The sequence below is a fragment of the Streptomyces sp. NPDC054840 genome (assembly GCF_053611065.1).
Genome location: NZ_JBSGZP010000531.1, coordinates 1 through 5,293 on the forward strand (window position 1 = coordinate 1; position 5,293 = coordinate 5,293).

Genomic DNA, 5,293 nt, shown 5'->3' on the forward strand with positions numbered 1-5,293 from the left:
GGAGCAGCTCACCGGGGCCGCCCGCCAGCCGCAGTTCGCCGGCCGGCGACACCGTGAAGCAGTACGCCGCCGCGTCCGCGTCCAGGGCGTACGGGCTCCCGCCCGGCAGGGTCAGCGTGGCCGAGGCCTCGCCCCGCGCCAGCCCCGGCAGGAACCGCTCGGCCAGCGCCTTGTCCGCCAGCTCCGCCAGCAGCACCGACACGGCGGCGCTCTCCACCACCGGCCCCGGCACCCCGGCCCGGCCCAGCTCCACGAAGCCGAGGGACAGCTCCAGCGGGAGCAGTCCCACCCCCTCGTAGGCCTCCGGCGCGGCCAGCGCGAACAGGCTCGTCCCCGCCAGCCGGGCCCACAGCGCCCGCCCGGGCCCGGTGTCGCCGGCCGCCCAGGCCCGTACCGCCGCCGGCACCTCCGCCGAACCCAGCAGGGAGCGCACCGTACGGGCGAAGTCCGACTGCTCGTCGGTCAGCAGGAAGCGCATCAGCGGCGGCCCTTCGGAAGGCCGAGCAGCCGCTCGGCGATGATGTCGCGCTGGATCTCGTTCGTCCCGGCGTAGATCGGCCCGGCCAGGGAGAACACCCATGGCTCGGCCCACTCGCCCTCCGCCAGCTCCGCGCCCGCGCCCAGCAGGTCAAGCGCCGTCTCGTGCAGGGCGATGTCGTACTCCGACCAGAACACCTTGTTCAGGCTGGACTCGGCGCCGATCGCCTCGCCCGCCGCGAAGCGGGAGGCGTTCGCCCAGGTGAACAGCTCGTACGCGCGCGCCCCGACCACCGCGTCCGCCACCCGGTCCCGCAGCGCGGTGTCGGACGGGTCCCCGTGCGCGTGCCACAGCCCGACCAGCCGGTCCGCCGCCGCCAGGAAACGACCGGGGGAGCGAAGGGTCAGCCCGCGCTCGTTGCCGGTCGCCGACATGGCGATCCGCCAGCCCTGCCCCGGCTCCCCGATCACGTCCCCGTCCGGTACGAAGACCTCGTCCAGGAAGAGCTCCGCGAAGGCCGGCTTGCCGTCGAGCCGGCCGATGGGCCGCACCGTCACCCCCGGCGCCCGCAGGCCGAACATCAGGTACGTCAGCCCCTGATGCGGTTCGGGGGTGTCCGGGTCGGTGCGGAAGATCCCGAAGGCGCGGTCCGCGAAGGCCGCCCGCGAGGACCAGGTCTTCTGCCCGGACAGCAGCCAGCCGCCCTCCGTCCGGACCGCCCGGGACTTCAGCGAGGCCAGGTCGGACCCCGACTCGGGCTCCGACCAGGCCTGCGCCCAGATCACCTCGCCGCTCGCCATCGACGGCAGCACCCGCGAGCGCTGCTCGGCGTCCGCGTGGTCGAACAGGGTGGGGGCGAGGAGGTTGATGCCGTTCTGCGAGACCCGGCCGGGCGCGCCCGCCGCCCAGTACTCCTCCTCGAAGACCAGCCACTTGGCGATGTCCACGCCCCGGCCCCCGTACTCCTCGGGCCAAGACACCACCGACCAGCGGTTCGCGTGCAGCAGCGCCTCCCACTCCCGGTGGGCCGCGAAGCCCTCGGCCGTCTCCAAGGAGGGCAGGGGCCTCGCCGGGACGTGTGCGCGGAGCCAGTCCCGTGCCTCGGCCCGGAAAGCCTCCACGTCCGCCGTGTGCGTGAGTTCCATCAGGTGTTCGTCTCCTTCGGGGCGGCGATGCCGACGACGCCGAGCGAGTCCGCCGCCGTCCCCGCGTGGTGTGCGTGCGCAGGCTGGTGCGGGCCGGACACCGAGTCCCCTCCGGTGTGCAGGGCCTGGCGGACCTCGGCCCGGTCGACGGCCCGCTCGGTCGGCGCCGGCCGCTCGGTCGTCGGGCGTGCGGCGTCCATCCTTCTCGAGCGAAGCTTCCCTAACAAGTGTTTGGTAGGTTAACGTACGGCCATGAGCAGCGTCGAGGAATTCCGCACCGGGGGTCCGGGGGCGGCGACGTGCGCCCACCCCGCCGGCGCGCTCGCCGCCCTCAAGGCCTGCGGCGGACCCGGCCGCGAGCCCGAGGCCCGCACCGAACGCCCCGCCGCCGGCGCGCACGAGGACCCGTACGGCCCCGGCGGCCGGCAGCGGTTCTTCCTCCTCTCCCGCGCCGACACCGTTCACGCGGGTTCGGACGAGAGCCGGCGCACCCTCATCGCCGAGCGGATCCTCGGCCTTCCCCAGGAGGTACGGGCGTGAAGACCCCCGACTATGTCCCCGGGCACGGACTGCTGAAGGACCGCACCGCCGTCGTCACCGCCGCCGCCGGGGCCGGGATCGGCGGAGCCACCGCCCGCCGCCTCCTGGAGGAGGGCGCCCGCATCGTCATAGGCGACGCCCACGCCCGCCGCCTGAAGGAGACCGGGCAGGCGTTCGCCGCCGAGTTCGGCGCGGACCGCGTCACCTCCCTGCCCTGCGACGTCACCGACGAGGACCAGGTCCAAGCCCTCTTCGCGCTCGCCGAGCACACCCACGGCCGCCTCGACATCGTCGTCAACAACGCCGGCCTCGGCGGCACCGCCGCCCTCGTCGACATGACCGACAGCCAGTGGTCCCGCGTCCTCGACGTCACCCTGAACGGAACCTTCCGCTGCACCCGTGCCGCCCTCCGCGCGTTCAAGACGTCCGGCGGCGGCGGAGTGATCGTCAACAACGCCTCCGTCATCGGCTGGCGCGCCCAGACCGGCCAGGCCCACTACGCCGCCGCCAAGGCCGGGGTGATGGCCCTGACCCGCTGCGCGGCCCTGGAAGCCGCGGAGTTCGGCGTACGCGTCAACGCGGTCGCCCCGAGCCTGGCCATGCACCCGCACCTGGTGAAGGTCACCAGCGAGGAGCTGCTGGCCGAACTGACCGCCCGGGAGGCCTTCGGCCGCTACGCCGAACCCTGGGAGGTCGCCAACGTCATCGTCTTCCTGGCCAGCTCCTACTCCTCGTACATGACCGGCGAGACGGTGTCGGTCAGCAGCCAGCACGCCTAGCGGATGCCTTGGCCGAGAATGGACGCGTGCCAACGAACAAGCCGACAGCCAAGAAGCAGCCGCAGGTGACGGCCTCCCCCGAACGGCGTCGCGAACTCCTCGACACCGCCGCCGAGGTCTTCGCCGCGCAGGGCTACAACGCCACCACCGTCCGCAAGATCGCCGACGCCGCGGGCATGCTCGCCGGCAGCCTCTACTACCACTTCGATTCCAAGGAATCGATGCTGGACGAGATCCTCTCGGCCTTCCTGACCGAACTGTGGGACGGGTACGACACCGTTCTCGCCGCAGCTCTCGGCCCCAGGGAGACCATCGAGGCGCTCGTCACCGAATCCTTCCGGGAGATCGACCGGCACCGCGCCGCCGTCGCCATCTACCAGAAGGAGTCCCGCACCCTCTCCGCCCAGCCCCGCTTCCACTACCTGTCCGACTCGCAGCAGAAGTTCGAGAAGGCCTGGCTCGGGACGCTGGAGCGGGGGGTCGCGGCCAAGGTCTTCCGCGCCGACCTCGACATCCGCCTCACCTACCGCTTCGTGCGCGACACGGTGTGGGTGGCGGCCTCCTGGTACCGGCCGGGCGGACAGCACAGCCCCGAGGAGATCGCCCGCCAGTACCTGTCGATGGTGCTGGACGGGATCGCACTGCGCCCCACCTGACAGACCCGACCGTCCGAGGAGATCCGATGCCCGAGGCCTACATAGTCGATGCGGTACGCACCCCCGTGGGGCGGCGGAACGGCGGCCTGGCCGCCGTCCATCCGGCCGACCTGGGCGCACACGTCCTGAAGGCACTGATCGAGCGGTCCGGGGTGGACCCGGCCGCCGTGGAGGACGTGGTGTTCGGCTGCCTCGACACCGTCGGGCCGCAGGCCGGGGACATCGCCCGGACGGCCTGGCTGGCGGCCGGCCTGCCCGAGGAGGTGCCCGGGGTCACCGTCGACCGCCAGTGCGGATCCTCGCAGCAGGCCGTGCACTTCGCGGCGCAGGGCGTCCTGTCCGGCACCCAGGGCCTCGTGGTCGCGGGCGGCACGCAGAACATGTCGATGATCCCGATCGCCTTCGCCTCGCGGCAGGCGGCGGAGCCGCTGGGGCTCACGGAGGGGCCGTACGCGGGCTCGGCGGGCTGGCGGGCCCGGTACGGGGACGCCCCGGTGAACCAGTTCCACGGCGCCCAGCTCATCGCGCGGAAGTGGGGGATCACCCGGCTGGACATGGAGGAGTTCGCGCTCCGCTCCCACCGGCGGGCGATCCGGGCCCTCGACGAAGGCCGCTTCGCGCGCGAGACGGTGGCGTACGGGGACGTGAGCGTGGACGAGGGCCCGCGCCGGGACACGACCCTGGAGAAGATGGCCACCCTGAAGCCGGTGGTCGCGGGCGGCACCATCACGGCGGCCGTCTCCTCCCAGGTCTCGGACGGCGCGGCCGCGATGCTGATCGCCTCCGAACGGGCGGTACGTGAGCACGGCCTGCGGCCGCGCGCCCGCATCCACCACCTCTCGGTGCGGGGCGAGGACCCCATCCGCATGCTGTCCGCGCCGATCCCGGCCACGGCGTACGCGCTGAAGAAGACCGGCATGTCCCTGGCCGACATCGACCTGGTGGAGATCAACGAGGCGTTCGCCCCGGTGGTGCTGGCCTGGCTGAAGGAGACCGGCGCCGACCCGGAGCGGGTCAACGTCAACGGCGGCGCGATCGCCCTGGGCCACCCGCTGGGCGCGACCGGGGTGAAGCTGATGACCACCCTCCTGCACGAACTGGAACGCACCGGCGGCCGCTACGGCCTCCAGACCATGTGCGAGGGCGGCGGCCAGGCCAACGTGACGATCATCGAGCGGCTGTAGGCCCCGTCCCGGAGAGGCATCAGGGCCCCCTCCCGCACGCCCTCTCGCACTTCTCCATGATCGAACCAGCCCGTTCCGGTGGCCGGCAGCGACTTCCGCCGCCCGCACCGGCCGGTTCCAGCGGCCCGGTCCGACCCGTAAGGGTGAATCTTTTCGCCGACAGCGGAGCCGGGCCGCCGGGTCGGGGCGGGCTTCAGGGAGGGGCCGGACCCGCCCGCGACCCAAGGGGCATGGGGGTTCCGGCCCTCGGAGCCGCCCTGCCGCGCCACCGCGAGCCGCCCGCCGACGGGACGGAGGGCGCAGGTCACACCCCTCGCCGCGGGACTCCTCGCCGCGAGGTGTGCTAGCTTAGAGCTCGTTGCAGTTGTGGTACCCATGAACTTTATGTGCGCCTGACGGGAATGCTCCGCAGGCGCTTTTATTGTTTTGCCGGAATCTCCGGATGGGGCCCTTTGCCGCCTATTCAGGAGATTTAAAATGGCACTTGGCACCGTGAAGTGGTTCAACTCGG

General features: G+C 72.7%; 7 protein-coding genes. 4 read left to right on the plus strand and 3 right to left on the minus strand.

What is annotated here, in order from left to right; all coding sequences use genetic code 11:
- The 3 genes from ACWGIU_RS28795 to ACWGIU_RS28805 form a co-directional block, all read right to left on the minus strand.
- A partial coding sequence (locus tag ACWGIU_RS28795; RefSeq protein ID WP_453710610.1) for an acyl-CoA dehydrogenase family protein occupies window positions 1–478 on the minus strand: 478 nt, incomplete at its 3' end.
- Complete coding sequence (locus ACWGIU_RS28800) at window positions 478–1,623, minus strand: acyl-CoA dehydrogenase family protein (protein WP_453710612.1); 1,146 nt, start codon at window positions 1,621–1,623, stop codon at window positions 478–480. The genes ACWGIU_RS28800 and ACWGIU_RS28795, both read right to left, overlap by 1 nt.
- Window positions 1,623–1,823, minus strand: coding sequence for a hypothetical protein (locus ACWGIU_RS28805; RefSeq protein ID WP_453710614.1), 201 nt, complete (start codon window positions 1,821–1,823; stop codon window positions 1,623–1,625). Before ACWGIU_RS28805 ends, ACWGIU_RS28800 begins: the two co-directional genes overlap by 1 nt.
- Window positions 1,824–1,875: 52 nt before the next feature.
- Here ACWGIU_RS28805 and ACWGIU_RS28810 point away from each other — a divergent pair, with 52 nt between their 5' ends.
- The 4 genes from ACWGIU_RS28810 to ACWGIU_RS28825 are packed head-to-tail and all read left to right on the plus strand — an operon-like array spanning window position 1,876 to window position 4,782.
- Window positions 1,876–2,163, plus strand: coding sequence for a hypothetical protein (locus tag ACWGIU_RS28810; RefSeq protein WP_453710622.1), 288 nt, complete (start codon window positions 1,876–1,878; stop codon window positions 2,161–2,163).
- Window positions 2,160–2,942, plus strand: coding sequence for an SDR family oxidoreductase (locus ACWGIU_RS28815; protein ID WP_453710616.1), 783 nt, complete (start codon window positions 2,160–2,162; stop codon window positions 2,940–2,942). Before ACWGIU_RS28810 ends, ACWGIU_RS28815 begins: the two co-directional genes overlap by 4 nt.
- 26 nt (window positions 2,943–2,968) lie before the next feature.
- Window positions 2,969–3,598 carry a TetR/AcrR family transcriptional regulator gene (locus tag ACWGIU_RS28820; protein WP_453710618.1) on the plus strand — a complete coding sequence of 210 codons (630 nt, stop codon included), beginning with the start codon at window positions 2,969–2,971 and terminating at the stop codon, window positions 3,596–3,598.
- A 26-nt stretch (window positions 3,599–3,624) separates the two neighbouring features.
- Entirely contained in the window at window positions 3,625–4,782 is a 1,158-nt protein-coding gene (locus ACWGIU_RS28825) for an acetyl-CoA C-acetyltransferase (protein ID WP_453710620.1), read from the plus strand.
- Window positions 4,783–5,293: the final 511 nt, after the last annotated feature.

Coding starts and splice junctions, on each gene's coding strand:
- ACWGIU_RS28800 (WP_453710612.1), bottom strand. CDS start 1,623: ATGGAACTCACGCACACGGCGGACGTGGAGGCTTTCCGGGCCGAGGCA.
- ACWGIU_RS28805 (WP_453710614.1), bottom strand. CDS start 1,823: ATGGACGCCGCACGCCCGACGACCGAGCGGCCGGCGCCGACCGAGCGG.
- ACWGIU_RS28810 (WP_453710622.1), top strand. CDS start 1,876: ATGAGCAGCGTCGAGGAATTCCGCACCGGGGGTCCGGGGGCGGCGACG.
- ACWGIU_RS28825 (WP_453710620.1), top strand. CDS start 3,625: ATGCCCGAGGCCTACATAGTCGATGCGGTACGCACCCCCGTGGGGCGG.